The organism is Mucilaginibacter rubeus (genome assembly GCF_003286415.2).
GTDB lineage: Bacteria > Bacteroidota > Bacteroidia > Sphingobacteriales > Sphingobacteriaceae > Mucilaginibacter > Mucilaginibacter rubeus_A.
Genome location: NZ_CP043450.1, coordinates 3,157,224 through 3,174,241 on the forward strand (window position 1 = coordinate 3,157,224; position 17,018 = coordinate 3,174,241).

The following is a 17,018-nucleotide window of genomic DNA, read 5'->3' on the forward strand; positions in this document are numbered from 1 at the left end:
ATATAAACTTGTAGCTATTGGATTGAATTGATATAAAAGGCATTGCAGGTATGTGTGTTAATTATTCTGTTTGACAAATGCGTTAATAACGGGGTAAATTTTTTATTGGAAAATCATTTTACAGATCATCTTCTTTCGCTCATTGATAAGGCAGGCATAGCCCTCATTGCTTAGTTCAAAAGCTTTTTTGTAAATGGCACTCATAATAAGCGGGTACGACATCAGCGAGAACAGGTTCAGCACAAAATGTACAGGGTTCATCCGTTCGATGTTACCAGCTTCCATTTCAGTTTTGATCTGCTCCAGGAACATCTGGATATGATGAGGCTTAACCTCGTTGGTGTATTTACAGGTATTTGAATTGAGTTCGGTGATGAGAAAAGTTTCCTGGTACGGATACGCGTTGGCCTCGGTTAAGAACAGGTCGATAAAGTTTTCGATCTTCTGTTTAAACGGCAGATCGGAAGCCATCACAGCATCAAGGCGGGTGGTTAAAGCAAGCATGGCTTCCTTAAACACCTGCTCAATTAAAACATCCTTGGTGCGGAAATAGTAGTTTAACAAAGTGCGACTCACTCCGGCGGCGTCGGCAATATCCTGGGTATTGGCGTGTAGCCTGCCTTCGGCAAAAAAAATGTGCTTGGCGGTATTCTTAATTAACTGCTCGGCACCGGTATCCCTTATTGGCATAAAAACAAACGGCATTTAACCAGGCACACTATTATGCCCGGCTGCACCAAAAATTGATGACAGGGCAAAATTGCCCCAATTATCGTTTTTGCAGAATGTTTAAAAGATGGCGCAATATGTCAAAAAGTCGTTTTCGATAAAAAGATTGTAATAGAATAGTAATTTTGATTATACTATTACAACGATACTATCACTTTGTAATTAAAATTACAACAGCACCTATCCAAATAAAGTGGATGGTAATTATTAAGGAGTTTGGCGGTATTTACTGGGACTGATACCGCATTGTTTTTTGAAAAACTTACTGAAAAAAAATTGGTCGGCAAAGTTGAGATACGCTGCTACCTGGGCTATAGTCAGTGCCGGATCATTCAAGGCTACCTTTGCCTCCATGATCACTATTTCGTCAATAAACTCGCCTGCCGTTTTACCTGTTACCTCTTTTACAGTTTGGGAAAGATATTTAGGGGTGATGTTCAACATAGCCGCATAAGCCTGTACGCTTCTTTCCGTCTTGAAATGCTGCGGCAGGATCTTCAGGAAACGAAAAGTTAATTCCTCCTTACGTGTGCCTTTTATCTCTCCTAATTTTTCCTGCTTTTTATATAAGGCACTTACCTCATAAATAAAACCGGTGAAAAGGTTCAATAAAACTTCATCCCGAAAAGCCAACTCATCACAGATGTCTATTTTACTTTCAATGATATCAAGGATTGCTGTAAGCGGGGCCATTGACTTTTCACCGGTAACCAATAAAGGGCTAACCTGCGACGACAAAAAATCAAATGCCTCAACATTTTTGGTGTGGATACTGGTAGCCGATAAATAAGTCGAGGTAAATATGACAGAGGTAAGCCTGCAATCTGGCGAAACATTAAGAAACTGGCGAACGGTATTAGGCGCGATTAGCAGAATGTTGTCCTTTTTTACATTATACTCCAGCAGACCTACATTGATGGAAAAATCGCCCTCATGAACCAGCGTAAAAGAAAAATGATCTGACCTGAAAGGATACAGAATTGGCACTTCTACATCGCTCGGGTTAAATGAAGTTACATACAAACCCTTATGCTGACTTGTAATGCCAAGCGGAGCAAGCAATTGCTCCATGGTGTGCGTCTGTACAGGCAGGATCTCTTTTGGCATAAGGCAATTATAAGGCTCCTGCGCTAATTTTGCGAATTAAATTGAAAACGCGTGGCATTCAAGCTCGCTCTAATAAATATCTTAAATAAAAAAGAGTTATTGCAAGTAGGAAAAAATTGAGATCTATAAAGGAGGAATGACATCTCCACCACGTCATTGCTGTAAGGAACGAAGCAATCCCCTACAGGCAGGTAACGTGCTTAGGGTTATTAAACTTGCATCGTCGCGCTCTTGGCCGCGCGGGGCCAGGTACTTTTGTCTTGATACAAAAGTACCCAAAAAATCAAGTCAGCAGGGAGGCTTCTTTGCGCTGCCCTCCGCACTGGCCATCGCTTCGGCCCTTACCCTGCAAAACAAACAGAACCACGGACTGCAATTATTTTGCCCGGCTTCGCACGCGCTTCCTCAACGCTTCTGCAAAAACTTGCTATGCCCCATCCTTCGCTACTGGCCACCATTGTTCTGTCTGTTTTCACCCGAAGCTTTCCTGCTGACGGAAAACACGCCTTTTTTTTTAACATGTCATGGGTAGGAACGAAGCCATCCCAAACTATACAGAGCGGCTCTGCTTATCGGGGATTGCTTCGTTCCTCGCAATGACGCTCGTTTTTCCAGTTTATCAGCTCATCGACGGGAACGAGATCCCCTTTATCTTCCTGAACAATTCAACGGCATACAAGTCTGTCATGCCCGAAACAAAATCAAGGATGGTCTGGATCTTTGAATAATCATCCCCGGCTTTGGTTAAAAATTGTTTAGGGATCAGTTCGATCAGTTTCTCGTGGTATTTTGAATTATTTTTTAAATACGCGGGAACGAACTCTTCCAATAAACCGCCCATTACTTTATAACCGGCAACTTCCTTCTGCACTACTGAGCTATAGTTGTAGATCTTTTTTACAGATACCTTTTCAATAGCTTTCATGGCAGACCGTAGCGGCTCTTCAATGGCGTCCATTAGTGCAGAATTAAAATCGCCGTTCATTATCTCATTCTGTTTGTCATAAAACAGATTTGAACATTGATTTACCAAAGTATTTATTGCTATCGCTCTCAAATAGCCCACCTTAGCGTCACTATCATCAAACTCTTCCAATCGCTCTTCCATTCTGGGGATAGTACACAAAGGCATCAGTAGCTCTTTCACTTCCTCATAGGAGAGTATTTTAAGGCGATGGGCATCCTCCAGGTCAACAACATTATAGCAAATATCATCGGCGGCTTCAACAAGGTATACCAATGGATGTCTTTTGTAAATAAGTTCGTCACCCTCTACCCTGATCAAACCCAAATCCTCAGCTATCTTTTCAAAATCCTGCTGCTCAGAATCGAAGAAACCATATTTTTTCCGGTAGATGATACCCTTTTTATGCCCGGCTACAGATGAACATGGGTATTTTGCTATAGAAGCTATGGTAGAATAGGTTAACGCCAAACTCCCCCGGCCTTTACCGGCAAATTGATGAGTTAATAACCTTAAGGCGTTAGCATTACCTTCAAAATGCGTCAGATCTTCCCATTGCTGAGCGGTAACAGTTGCCTTGTAATCTTTACCCGCTCCTTCTGCAAAATAATACGAAATAGCAGATTCGCCTGAATGGCCAAAAGCAGGGTTGCCCAGGTCATGCGCCAAACAAGCTGCCGCAATCATATTACCAATCTCGCTGATAAGTGGATATTTTTTCTCTACCTCGGGATCTTCCTTAAGCATCCGGTTAAAGTGCATACGCCCTAACGAGCGTCCTACACTGGCTACTTCCAAACTATGGGTAAGCCGGTTATGTACAAAAATGCTTCCGGGTAATGGGAATACCTGGGTTTTGTTTTGCAACCTCCTGAATGGTGATGAAAAAATTATCCGGTCGTAATCCCGCTGAAACTCCGATCTGGCATCGATATGGTTTGCAATATATTTATCCTCGTAACCCCAGCGCTTCGCCGATAGTAGCTTATCCCAGTTCATGATAGTATGATGTGTATGGGCGGCAAAAGTAGCCATTATCCCCGAAAGAAATACCTGCCGTTGCACCGGAGGAAGATCGTTTTGAAATAAGCAGAGGATACGAGGCTCCTATGGAGCCGGATTTGACGTTACTTTTGCTATAAACACGATACTCCTGACGGAGTTATACCTATTGTAAACTCATAACAGGAGTATCCCAATTGTCTCGTTCTAAAAAAAGTTTACAGATTTTGAGATAATCCAGTTATGAGTTTACAATGTGCTACTCACAACTCCAGCGGAGTTGCGTGTTTGTAGCTAAACGCAAGTCAAGTTCTTGGGCTCCGGATGGAGCCTCGTTCTAAAAATGATTTCCTAAGCTTACACCACCTCAAAATGCTGCCTCAATTTTTCTTCTTCCAGGTCAAGCAGATCTAATTGCTGCTTTACTATTTCATCGCTGATGTTTTTTTATTTAGAGTTAGCTTTACAATTTCTATAAACATGGTACTTCTACGGAGTTTTTCTATGTGCGCTTTCCTAACTCCGTAGGAGTACCCATGTTTGTAGGGAAAATCAATCGAGTATTGGCTCCGTAGGTGCCTCCTGTTCTAAAAGTGATTCCCTAAACCTACACCACCTCAAAATGCTGCCTCAACTTTTCCTCTTCCAGATCAAGCAGATCTAATTGCTGCTTTACTATTTCATCGCTGATGTTTTCCTTTTTATTGAGCGTTAACAGCAGATCGCGCTGTTGAGCCATAACATCGTTTAAGATCATGCGGTAATCGTGGTAAAATTCGCTGGCGCGCTGTTCGTTGTTATCTTTTTCCCAGTCTTTCAGCAGTTCCATATCGGCACTTAGCCTCAGTCTGAATGCCTTGATCATATCATTACCATCTAAACGGTCGGCGTATTTATCTTCAAGTATCTGTAAAGCCAACTTTGATAACTTCTTCCTAACCAACTGTTTTTGCTGTTCATGTGAGCCTGTATAGTCACGATCGGGCAGGTTTACAAGTTTCACTAATATGGGCAAGGTAAGCCCCTGAACAACCAGTGTAAATATAATGACAACAAATGTGATAAACAGGATAAGGTTCCGTTGAGGAAAGGCTACGCCGGAAGGTAAAAGCTCAGGGATACTCAGCGCCGCAGCAAGTGAAACCACGCCACGCATGCCTGTCCAGCCGAGTAATAATGGCCCTTTCCAACCCGGACTTGGATCGGCGGTAGTGATGTAACGGCTGATAAAGACCGTAAATATTGTAGCGCCGTAGGTGCTTGCCAGGCGGGCAAGTATCAGCACACCGGTTATGATCAAACTATAATTTATAGCCGGTTTTAACCCTTCAGGACCAAGCGCCTTTATAATAACAGGAAACTCCAACCCTATTAAAATAAAAACAAAACCGTTTAGCACAAAAGCTACTGTTTCCCAAACATTTACCCCCTGCAACCTGCTGCGATAGCTTAATATCACCTGCCGCTGCGATGAAAGGAATAAACCGCCGCTCACTACTGCCAACACACCCGAAAAGTGAAACTCTTCTGCAGCCATGTACATCACATACGGTGTGATAAACGTGAGGATAATATCAATATTAGCCGTAGTTGGTAACCACCTGTGTATGGTATAAAAAATCAAGCCCACAGCCAGGCCGATAACTATACCCATTACTATCACTAAAACAAAGCTTAAGGCAGCCTGACCAAAAGCAAACTTACCGGTAAGCACAGCGGCCAGTGCAAACCTGAAGATCACCAAACTCGATGCATCGTTCATGAGGCTTTCACCTTCAACAATGGCTACAAATCGTTTAGGAACCTTAACGTTTTTCAGAATATTACTGGCCGATACAGCATCAGGTGGTGAAATTATCCCTCCGAGCAAAAAACCAAGGGGTAAGGTGAACCCAGCGATAAGACTATTGGATACAAAGGCTATCAAACATGAGGTTAAAATAACTATCAGGAATGCAAAACTTGAAATTATCCTGCGCCATTTCCAAAAATCTTTCCAGGATGTGTTCCAGGCAGATTCATAGAGCAAGGGCGGTAAAAAGATTACAAAGATCAGATCGGGATTTATTTCAATGCCTTTTAAAAACGGCACGAAACCCAGGGGCAAACCAATAAGTACAAGTAATATGGGATAGGCGATTTTTATCTTCTGCCCAAGCATTACAACAGACAGAATAACAAGCAATAAGCAGGTACATTGGACAATAAGGTGATGCAGCATGTAGCTAAAATACAATTATTCAACGAGTAAAGTTTGCTTCTTCTTGTGTTAAGCACCTTAAAAAGGTCCGAACAAATAACCGTTTTGACTGTTCTGATAACATTAACTTAATTTTTGAATAAAAAATTGAGATAGAAAAAGATAAAATGCTAAAGAACAGCAATAAAAAATAAAAATAAAGTCATTTTATATCAAAAAAAATACAAAGTCATTTCTATAGCTTCAAAAATTTTGGTAATTTCGCAATCATGTGGTCGTCGATAAAAAAAATATTCTTCGCATTATTTTTTTTCCAGCTTGCAATAGCTGTAGCACCTGCTAACGCCGAATCAATTTTAACCCACTACAAAAAATCAGGTCGGGCTGCCGATGTAATTTCCCTTACCCACCAAAGGATCATAGGGCAAATTCAACAGCAGGAAGTACAAGATGATTCGCCTGATTCCGATGGTAACGAAGCTGCCCATACCCGTAACATCATACGTTTTTTACCAAGCCGGGTAAATTATTCTTCGGCATTATTACCGGGGCAACAACTTTTACTTGCTGATGTTATATCAACGGTAGAAAAACAACACAATCAGAATAAATCCATAAAAGGCTTTTTGCCTGCATATTATAATTTCCTCTTCAGGCTCAGTCCGTTCTAATTCTTTTTCCGTTTCAAATGCCCTTTGTGGCAAATCCCTGTTTTTACACTATCAATTTAACATTGGCTAACAGTACGTGATATGCACTGCTTTGCCTATTACCCCCATTCGGAAAAATGAAAAGGTTAATTATTTATATGCCCTTATTGGCCATAGTTGCCGGTATGCTTGTCACGGGCTGCTCATCAAAAGCTAAAACCAATAACGAAGCCGCAACTGCAGATACCCTGCAATTGCCGGTACTTACTTTAAATACAAGAGACACTGTTCTTCAAAAATCATACGTTGCCGACATCCAGGCTCAAAAAAATATCGAGATCCGCTCACGCGTTCGCGGCTTTCTTGAAAAGATTTATATAGATGAAGGCAAACAGGTTAAAAAAGGCCAGCTATTATTTAAACTTAACGACCAGGAATTTAAAGTAAACCTATCAAAAGCCAAGGCTGCATTGAGTAATGCCATGGCCGATGCCAAGGCAACAGAACTTGAGGTAGCGAGGGTTAAGCTACTGGTTGACAAGAAAGTAATCTCCAAATCAGAACTTGAAGTAGCGGAATCAAAAATGAATGCTGATAAAGCAACCATTGAAGAAGCGCGCTCCATGGTACAAAGTGCCGAAGACCAGCTGGCCTACACCTACATCCACGCTCCATTTGATGGCATCATCGACAGGATCCCGCTTAAATCGGGCAGTTTGATTGATGAGGGTACTTTGCTTACCAGCCTTTCAGACATCAGCTCGATGTATGCTTACTTCAGCTTCCCGGAAAATGAGTATCTGCAATACATCCGCAAAAAAGAATCGGCACCGGGCCAAACAAGCGATAAAGTTAAGCTGGTTTTAGCAGATGGACTGGACTTCCCCTACCAGGGCGAAATAGAAACCGTAGAAGCCGAAATTGAGCAAAAAACAGGTTCTATCAACTTCAGGGCAAAGTTCCCTAATCCTCAAAAACTGTTAAGACATGGCGCTACAGGCAAGCTTTTTATCTCTACAAAGGCTGATAGCGTGATCATGGTGCCGCAGCAATCGGTATTTGATATCCAGGATAAAAGCTACGTATACATTGTTGATAAGGACAATAAACTGCACATGCAGGCCTTTTTGCCGCAAACCCGTTTTTCTACCTATTACATTGTAAAAGACGGCTTAAAAGCAGGCGACAGGATCTTGTTTCAGGGAGCGCAGAACGTACGTGATGGCATGATCATTAAACCAAGGAAAATGGCAAAAGACTCATTGCTGGCAATGAAGTAATCAGTTGCCCATGTTTCCATTTCCAGGCCGCGTAAACGCGCGGCACAGGTTTATTGTACACTTACCCTAACAAACTATGTTCGAAACTTTTATAAAGCGGCCAGTGCTGTCGCTTGTTATCTCCCTGATAATTACCATGCTGGGCGTGCTGGCGTTAATAACGCTGCCCGTTACCCAGTTCCCTGATATTGTACCGCCATCGGTAACGGTAACAGCCAATTACACCGGTGCCAATGCCGAGGTGTGCGCCAAAGCCGTAGCTACTCCATTGGAGCGTGCCATCAACGGTGTGCCAGGCATGACTTACATGTCTACCGTTTGTAGTAATGATGGCTTAACGGTGATCCAGATCTACTTTAACGTTGGGGTTGACCCCGACCAGGCCGCGGTGAACGTTCAAAACCGTGTGGCCACCATTATTGACGAAATGCCGGAAGAAGTTATTAAAGCCGGTGTTACCACAGAAAAAGAAGTAAACAGTATGCTGATGTACCTGAACATCATGAGCCAGGACACCAGCATGGACGAGAAATTCATCTATAACTTCACCGATATCAACGTTTTGCAGGAACTTAAGCGAATTGAAGGTGTAGGTAGGGCCGAGATCATGGGTGCTAAGGAATACTCCATGCGTGTATGGCTTAAACCCGACAGGATGATGGCCTACAAGGTATCAACCGATGAGGTGATAGAGGCTATTCGTGCCCAAAACGTTGAAGCGGCACCGGGTAAAACCGGCCAGAGCTCCGATAAAACACCGCAGGCGCTACAATATGTATTGCGCTATCCGGGTAAGTTTTTTGAGCCCAAACAATATGAAAACATTGTGATCCGCGCCGAGGAAGATGGTTCGGTACTAAGATTGAAAGAAATTGCTGATGTTGAATTTGGTTCCTTAACCTACAGTATGGTATCCAATACTGATGGCAAGCCTTCTGCATCAATTATGATAAAACAACGCCCCGGCTCAAATGCCCGCGACGTTATCAATAACATTAAAACCCGCATGGCCGAGCTTAAGGAAAGCTCTTTCCCGGCCGGGATGACCTTCAACGTAAACTATGATGTATCCCGCTTTTTGGATGCATCCATACATGAAGTATTACGTACGCTGGTTGAGGCTTTTATACTGGTTTTCATTGTAGTATTTATTTTCCTGCAAGATTTCCGGTCTACCTTAATTCCCGCTTTGGCCGTGCCCGTCGCCCTTATCGGCTCACTGTTTTTTATGCAGATGCTGGGTTTCTCCATCAACCTGCTCACGCTGTTCGCCCTGGTACTGGCTATTGGTATTGTGGTGGATAACGCAATTGTAGTGGTGGAAGCAGTACACGTAAAGATGACCGAAAACCACATGAACGCCATGGATGCCACTGTTAGCGCTATGCGTGAGATCAGCGGGGCCATCGTGGCTATTACGCTGGTAATGTCGGCGGTATTTGTGCCGGTGGCTTTCATGTCGGGACCAGTTGGTGTGTTTTACAGGCAGTTTTCGCTTACGCTGGCTATCTCTATTGTGATATCGGGTGTTAACGCGCTAACGCTTACCCCTGCCCTTTGTGCCATTATGCTTAAGCATAATCCTGCATCGCAAAAGAAAACCTTGTTGCAGCGCTTTTTTGGTGGCTTTAACAATAAATACAACGGGTTGCAGAATAAGTATTCAACCTTCATGACTTACCTGTCGCCACGCAAGGGTATTACGTTGATACTGTTGGCAGGGTTCTTCATACTAACCTGGGGCACCAGCGCTATTTTGCCGACAGGTTTTATCCCAACTGAAGATCAGGGTATGCTCTACGTAAACGTAACTACTCCCGCCGGTGCCACTGTTGAACGTACTGAACAGGTATTAAAAGAGATTGAAGCCAAAACCAAATCGATGAAATCTATCGAATCAGTTTCAACGCTTTCGGGTTATAGTTTGGTGAACGAGATAGCGGGTGCATCATACGGTATGGCCATGATCAACCTTAAACCATGGGATGAGCGTGAAGAATCATTAGACGATATCATTGCCGAGCTAACCACTAAAACAAAAAACATCGGAGATGCCTCTATCCAGTTCTTCCCTCCGCCTACTGTACCAGGTTTTGGTAACGCCAGTGGTTTTGAGATACGGGTGCTGGATAAAAGCGGACAGGGTGATTTGCAAAAAGCCGCCGAGGTAACCAAAAACTTTGTCGACGCACTCAATGCTTCGCCGGAGATTGCCGGTGCATTTACCAGCTTCGACCCTAATTTTCCGCAGTACATGATCTCTGTTGATCAGCAAACGGCCGCGCAGAAAGGTATTACTGTAGATAAAGCGATGTCGACCCTGCAAACGTTGATGGGTAGTTTTTATGCCTCAAACTTTATCCGTTTTGGCCAAATGTACAAAGTGATGGTGCAAGCGTCGCCCGAATACAGATCGCGCCCGGAGGATGTGTTAAACCTGCAGGTTAAGAATGACAAAGGCGAAATGGTGCCGTTCTCTACCTTCATTAAAATGGAGAAAGTATTTGGTCCCGAACAGCTTACCCGTTACAATATGTATACGTCAGCCATGGTTACCGGTGATGCCGACAAAGGTTTCAGCAGCGGCGACGCGATTAAAGCCATTGAACGTATCGCTGCCGAAAAACTCCCTAAAGGTTATGCCTTTGAATGGTCGGGAATGACACGTGAGCAGATCCTGTCAGGCAACCAGGCTATCTACATTTTCGTGATCTGTTTGATATTTGTTTACCTGTTGCTGGCAGCCCAGTATGAGAGTTTTTTATTGCCGCTTCCGGTTATCCTTTCACTGCCCACGGGTATTTTCGGGGCATTCTTCTTTTTAAAGATCACCGGGCTCGAAAACAACATCTATGCGCAGGTGGCATTGGTGATGCTTATCGGCTTGTTAGGCAAAAACGCCATCCTGATAGTTGAGTTCGCTATCCAAAGGCAAAAAGAAGGCTTGAGCGTTTTGAAAGCGGCTATTGAGGGTGCTGTTTCCCGTTTACGACCTATCCTCATGACCTCGCTGGCGTTTATTGCCGGTTTGATCCCATTGTGCGTAGCGAGTGGCGCTGGCGCTATGGGTAACCGTTCAATAGGTACTGCCGCTGCCGGGGGTATGTTGATGGGAACCATTTTTGGTTTGATCCTTATTCCGGGGTTGTACGTGATTTTCGCAGGCCTGGCCGAACGGAACAAAAAGAAGAAGCCGGCTACAGAAGTAGTTCATCATGAGTTGGATATCGTTAATAATTAATCAAGATCTACAATGCTAAAAAAAGCAAGTTTCTATATACTTAATACAGCACTTTTACTGGTCATCATGGCCGGTTGCAAAAGTTATAAGCCGGTCACGGGCCAGGAAGTAACTGCCAATTTGCCGTCGACTTTTAACAATAATACCGATACGGCAACGGTTGCAAGCCTGCCCATCGGTCAGTTTTTTGCCGATCAAAGGCTCGTTAACCTTATCGACACAGCGCTTAAAGCCAATCCTGATTTGTTAAGCGCCCTGCAAAGGGTTGAGGCCGCCAGGGCTAATCTGCGGTTCAACGCATCAAAACTTTTGCCTACTATCAACCTGGCAGCAAATGCCGGCGTTGAAAAATACGGCGATTACACCCAGAATGGCGTGGGTAATTACGACACCAATTTTTCAAACAACATCAACAGCGATCAGCATATCCCTAACCCGGTGCCTAACTATTTCCTGGGCTTTCAAAGCTCATGGGAGGTTGATCTTTGGGGCAAACTGAACAACCAGAAAAAAGCGGCTTTCGCCCGCTTCCTGGCCAGCCAAAGCGGGTATCGTTTAGTAACAACCGCGCTTACAGCCCAAATTGCGGGCCTTTATTACCAATTGCTGGCTTATGATACCGAACTGGGGATCATCAAAAAGAATATCAAACTCCAGGAGCATGCGCTGGAAATTGTTAAAATCCAAAAGCTTGGCGGTCGTGCTACGGAGTTGGCAGTTCAGCAGTTTGAGGCGCAGTTGTCCCGTACTAAAGGCATGGAATATACCACCCGCCAGCAAATCACCGAGTCCGAGAACCAGCTTCGCTTTTTAACCGGAAGCTATTCGGGCAAAGTCACACGGGATACTTCTATCATGAAAACCAAGCTTCCTGTAGTTATCGGTACCGGTGTTCCGTCTCAAATGTTATTAAACCGCCCGGATATCCGCGGCGCCGAGTTGGAGCTTACAGCAATGAATGCAGACATTAAAGCGGCAAGGGCAAACTTTTTCCCTACTTTAACATTAACCCCATATGTTGGCTATAACAGCTTCAGGGCAAATCTTTTATTTGACCCGGCTTCGTTTACCTATGGTATTTTAGGAGGTATCACCGCCCCTATCTTTAATCGCAAAGCTATCAAAGCCGAATATGAGCGAACCATAGCCGAGCAAAAGATAGCGGTGTACAATTATCAAAAAAGCATCCTGTCCGGCTTCCAGGAGGTGAACAACAATTTAAGCGGAATAGAGAATTTTAACCGCGCCTTTGAGTTTAAGCAACAGGAGTTGCAAGCGCTTAACAACGCACTGTCTGTTGCAAATGACTTATATCTTGTTGGCCGGGCCAATTACCTTGAAATTATCACTGCCCAGCGCAGCGTACTTGATGCCGAGCTTGAACTGGCCGGCATTAAACGCGATATATTTTTAAGCTCGGTTAATTTATACCAGGCTGTTGGTGGTGGTTGGAGATAGGCTGTTATTTAATCAAACAAAAACGGGCGCTTGTTGGCGCCCATTTTTGTTAAAAGGGGTTCCGAAACCTTTTAAAGCGTATGATTGTGCGATTCCCTCCCCTGGGAGGGTGTAGGGAGGGGTTTCAGCGAGTGCCGGGCCATTTCAAAGTCGCATAAACCCCTCCCTGCCAATACTCAATCCTAACGCACCCCTCCCAAGGGAGGGAATTGTCAATGCATGAGCTCAATTCCTCATAGAGCACCCGTCACAAATCCGTTACACAAATCAAATTACATCGCAATAATATTAACCAGTAGTATAAAATTGCTTAATATAGTAGCTTTCGATGCTTGCTGAAGGAAGCATCTACTGACTGACTTATTACTTAAACAATTAACACAAATGATCAAACATTTAAAGCATGCATTGATTGCCCCATCAATTGCTGTACTGGCTTTTAACGCCGCTGCTCAAACCGGCGCTCAGCCAAAGCTCATTGAAAAGGTTACCCGCAAGGGAACCGAGCTGGTGATCCCTTATGAAAAGTATGTATTACCTAACGGACTAACCGTTATTTTGGCTGAAGACCACTCCGACCCACTTGTTCACGTTGATATAACCTATCACGTAGGTTCGGCCCGCGAGGAGATCGGTAAATCGGGCTTTGCGCATTTCTTTGAGCACATGATGTTCCAGGGGTCGGACCACGTAGCAAATGGCGATCACTTCAAGATCATCACCGAAGCAGGCGGTACCCTGAACGGATCAACCAACCGCGACCGCACCAATTATTACGAAACCGTACCGGCCAATCAACTGGAAAAAATGCTTTGGCTGGAATCAGACAGGATGGGTTTCCTGCTTGATGCCGTTACACAACAAAAATTTGAGGTTCAGCGTGCAACAGTAAAAAACGAACGCGGGCAGAATTATGATAACCGTCCGTACGGTTTAGTTGGCCAGTACGCTTCAAAAACATTATATCCATATGGTCACCCCTATTCATGGCTTACCATCGGCTACATCGAGGAGTTGAACAAAGTAGGTGTAAACGATCTTAAAAACTTTTTCCTGAGATGGTATGGCCCTAACAATGCCACGCTAACCATTGGCGGCGATCTTAACCCTAAGCAAACATTAGCCTGGGTAAGCAAATATTTCGGCAGCATCCCGAGAGGCCCGATGGTTAAAAATATGTCATTACCGGCACCGGTATTAAAAGCCGACAGGTATGTATCCTATACAGACAACTACGCCAAGTTCCCGCTGCTATCAATAAGCTATCCGGGCGTTAAGATCTATGATAAAGATATGTCGCCGCTTGACGCGTTATCGGCTATCATCGGTCAGGGACGTAACTCTATTTTTTATAAAAACTTTGTAAAAACCCGTAAGGCGGCACAGGCAACCATGGGCTCATCTAACACCGAACTTGCCGGCGAGATCAGTATCAGGGTTGTACCTTTCCCTGGTCAAACACTGGCTGATGCTAAGAAACTGGTAGATGAATCGTTAGTTGAGTTTGAGAAAAAAGGTGTAAGCGATGACGATCTGGCCCGCTTTAAGGCAAGCTCTGAAGCTGATTACATCAACAGCCTGTCAAGCGTAAGCGGTAAAGTATCTGAACTGGCACAGGCGCAAACTTTTACAGGTAACCCTAACCAGATTGGACGCGAACTGGCCGCCATTCGTGCCGTTACCAAAGAAGATGTAATGCGCGTTTACAACCAATACGTTAAAGGTAAACCTGCCGTAATATTAAGCGTACTACCTAAAGGCGGCAACTTGCAGCCGGTAGCTCCTGATAATTTTACTGTTGATACCACAGGGTACAAAGCGCCTGACTACGGTTACAAAGGTTTGGTTTACCACAAACCTAAAGATAGTTTTGACCGCGCTGCAAAACCCGGTGTTGGTGCCAACCCGGCTATTAAAGTTCCGGCTATATGGTCGGCCAATACGCCAAATGGTATCAATATCATCGGCACACAAAATAATGAGATCCCTTCGGTGTCTATGACTATCGCTATTAAAGGCGGTGGTTTGTTTGCTGTCAGTGATCCATCTAAGGCAGGTCTGGCAAATATTGTTGCCCGCATGATGAACGAAGAAACCCAGAAATACACCGCTGAAGATTTCAACTCCGAACTGGATAAACTGGGCAGCAGCATTACCTTTTACGCCAGTTTAGACCAGATTGGTGCCGAGGTATCGTCACTCACCAAAAACCTGGGTAAAACCATGTCGCTGCTGGAAGAAAGGCTATACCATCCTAAATTTACACAGGACGCGCTCGACAGGATCAAGAAACAAACGTTGGAAGGCTTTAAGCAAGCGAAAACCCAACCTGCAGGTGTTGCCAGCACTGTTTACAGCAAAATACTTTACGGTACAGACAATGTACGTACTTACGCAGCCGGTGGTAACGAAGAAACTGTTGGCGGTATTACTTTGCAGGACGTTCAGGATTATTACGATAAAAACTTCGCTCCGTCATTAACAAAAATTGTTGTAGTGGGAGATGTTAGCGAGGCATCAGCAAAAAGTGCCCTTGCTTTCTTAAACTCATGGAAAGATAAAAAGGTAACTGTCCCTGCCCCGGTTGAAGGCAAAACGTTTGATAAAACAACTTTATATCTTGTTGATATTCCGGGTGCGGCGCAATCCGAAATCAGGATCGGCTATCTTGATAAACTTAACTATGATGCAACCGGCGATTATTATAAACTGAACATTGCCAACTACATTTTAGGTGGCGCGTTCAACAGCCATATTAATCTTAACCTAAGGGAGAAAAAAGGCTGGACTTATGGTGCCCGCTCATCTTTCAGCTCAGGTAAATATGGCGGCGATTTTACCGCATCGGCCGGGGTATTGGCTACCGCTACAGATAGCTCGGTGGTTGAATTCATGAAGGAGATCACCAATTATCAAAAAACAGGTATTACCGCTGATGAATTGAAGTTTACACAAACCTCCATCGGTCAGAGCGACGCACGCCATTATGAAACCAATGCGCAAAAAGCAGCCTTTTTATCACGCATTCAGGAGTATGATCTGAAGCCAACTTATGTTGACGAGCAAAACAAGATCTTATCAAGCATTACTCCTGCCGAGATCAACACGCTCGCGTCAAAATATCTTATCCCAGACAACATGATCATCTTAGTTGTTGGTGATAAAGCAAGGATAGCTCCGGGCTTACAAAAATTGGGATACCCTATTGTTGAACTTGACGTTGATGGCAAGCCAAAGCAATAAGTTAACATAACAGCAAGCTTCAAATCCCCTTATGTCGATATTGGCATAAGGGGATTTTTATTTTGATAATCAACACATTACTAAAAACCACTACTATCGATACCTTCATTTTCTTAGCCCCTCTGCAACTGAAAAGTTACCATCAAAAACCCATTTATTAACACGCACTTAACCTAAATTAAATACAGAAAATTCAATTTTGGATTAAGTTTTTATCGGCACAAAAGGTGCTGTTTCGTTGGGTTCAGGTTTTATTTCTGCCAGAAAAACAAATGAGTATCGTAAAGGGAATTTTTGGGCAAAAAAATAACGCTACCACTTCAGCAGAAAATGTTGATCTGGATGTTCTCTTCAAACAATATTACGACAGGCTGGTATACTTCTCTCTCCAGTTTATTAAAGATAAAGACCAGGCCGAAGATATTGTACAGGACGCTTTCATTAAATACTGGAACCAACGCGAAAGTGTTGTGCAGGATAAGATCGCGATCAAAAACTTTCTGTACAGTACCGTTCGCAACGCAAGCCTAAACACCATACGGCATGGTAAAGTTGTTGAAGCCTATATTCAGCAACAAGGTAATACCGAACCGGAAGAACCACCCGTAATTGAAGCTATCATCACGGCCGAAGCTGTAGCCGAAATCCATGCCGCCCTGCACTCACTACCCGAAAGTCACCGCACCATATCAATCATGGGGTATTTTGATGGTAAAAAGAACCAGGAAATTGCCGATGAGCTGGATATGTCAGTAAATACCGTTAAAAAACAAAAACAACGCGCCCTTGAACTGATGCGTGTAAAACTTTCGCCAGAGATGTTCACTGCTTTTATAGCGATTGGCTTGAGCTTTTTTAAAAAGTAAATTAATTACACTTCAATTCTGTTACTGAAATTCACAGGTAAAGGCTGAAAAAAATTCTTGTTTGTAGGAGGCACCTACGGAGCCCACCATTTTCCTTTTTTTCACTATAAACAAGATACTCCTCCGGAGTACTAATCACATTTTGAAACTCCGGAGGAGTACCATGTTTGTAGCAAGGCATTTGTAAAAGTAAAGGCTCCGTAGGTGCCCCCTATCAGATATTTTCTCAAACAAGTTTTAATCCAGTCGCTCCCTCTCAAAAAAAATTAAAAAAATAT

At 43.7% G+C, this 17,018-nt stretch carries 11 protein-coding genes; 7 read left to right on the forward strand and 4 right to left on the reverse strand.

The genetic code is table 11. The features are described from left to right. Positions 1 to 102 precede the first annotated feature (102 nt). Positions 103 to 690 carry a TetR/AcrR family transcriptional regulator gene (locus DEO27_RS12465; RefSeq protein WP_112566898.1) on the reverse strand — a complete coding sequence of 196 codons (588 nt, stop codon included), beginning with the start codon at positions 688 to 690 and terminating at the stop codon, positions 103 to 105. 246 nt (positions 691 to 936) lie between these two features. Beyond that, positions 937 to 1,836 (reverse strand): helix-turn-helix domain-containing protein, encoded by a 900-nt coding sequence (locus tag DEO27_RS12470; protein ID WP_112565633.1) that lies wholly within the window; start codon positions 1,834 to 1,836, stop codon positions 937 to 939. 136 nt (positions 1,837 to 1,972) lie between these two features. Here DEO27_RS12470 and DEO27_RS12475 point away from each other — a divergent pair, with 136 nt between their 5' ends. Further along, positions 1,973 to 2,368: a hypothetical protein gene (locus DEO27_RS12475; protein WP_146749943.1), complete on the forward strand. Its 396-nt coding sequence runs from the start codon at positions 1,973 to 1,975 to the stop codon at positions 2,366 to 2,368. A gap of 87 nt (positions 2,369 to 2,455) precedes the next feature. Here the strand turns inward: DEO27_RS12475 and DEO27_RS12480 are convergent, their stop codons facing one another. Together DEO27_RS12480 and DEO27_RS12485 are read right to left on the reverse strand one after the other, a co-directional pair. After that, complete coding sequence (locus DEO27_RS12480; protein ID WP_223818234.1) at positions 2,456 to 3,835, reverse strand: deoxyguanosinetriphosphate triphosphohydrolase; 1,380 nt, start codon at positions 3,833 to 3,835, stop codon at positions 2,456 to 2,458. Between the two features lie 574 nt (positions 3,836 to 4,409). Then, positions 4,410 to 6,023, reverse strand: a complete 1,614-nt coding sequence (locus tag DEO27_RS12485; protein WP_190295395.1) for a Na+/H+ antiporter — start codon at positions 6,021 to 6,023, stop codon at positions 4,410 to 4,412. Positions 6,024 to 6,271: 248 nt separating this feature from the next. On the opposite strand from DEO27_RS12485, the gene DEO27_RS12490 reads away from it, so the two are divergent. The 6 genes from DEO27_RS12490 (at position 6,272) to DEO27_RS12515 (ending at position 16,740) form a co-directional block, all read left to right on the forward strand. Continuing rightward, on the forward strand, positions 6,272 to 6,673 hold the full coding sequence (locus DEO27_RS12490) for a hypothetical protein (protein WP_112565631.1): 402 nt from the start codon (positions 6,272 to 6,274) through the stop codon (positions 6,671 to 6,673). A gap of 116 nt (positions 6,674 to 6,789) precedes the next feature. Beyond that, positions 6,790 to 7,932, forward strand: coding sequence for an efflux RND transporter periplasmic adaptor subunit (locus tag DEO27_RS12495; RefSeq protein ID WP_112565628.1), 1,143 nt, complete (start codon positions 6,790 to 6,792; stop codon positions 7,930 to 7,932). Positions 7,933 to 8,008: 76 nt separating this feature from the next. Further along, complete coding sequence (locus DEO27_RS12500; protein ID WP_112565625.1) at positions 8,009 to 11,173, forward strand: efflux RND transporter permease subunit; 3,165 nt, start codon at positions 8,009 to 8,011, stop codon at positions 11,171 to 11,173. 12 nt (positions 11,174 to 11,185) lie between these two features. After that, positions 11,186 to 12,631: a TolC family protein gene (locus DEO27_RS12505; protein WP_223818235.1), complete on the forward strand. Its 1,446-nt coding sequence runs from the start codon at positions 11,186 to 11,188 to the stop codon at positions 12,629 to 12,631. Between the two features lie 384 nt (positions 12,632 to 13,015). Next, a complete protein-coding gene (locus DEO27_RS12510) occupies positions 13,016 to 15,874 on the forward strand; it encodes a M16 family metallopeptidase (RefSeq protein WP_112565622.1) in 2,859 nt (952 codons plus the stop codon). A gap of 272 nt (positions 15,875 to 16,146) precedes the next feature. After that, positions 16,147 to 16,740: an RNA polymerase sigma-70 factor gene (locus DEO27_RS12515; protein WP_112565620.1), complete on the forward strand. Its 594-nt coding sequence runs from the start codon at positions 16,147 to 16,149 to the stop codon at positions 16,738 to 16,740. The last annotated feature ends 278 nt before the right edge of the window (positions 16,741 to 17,018 follow it).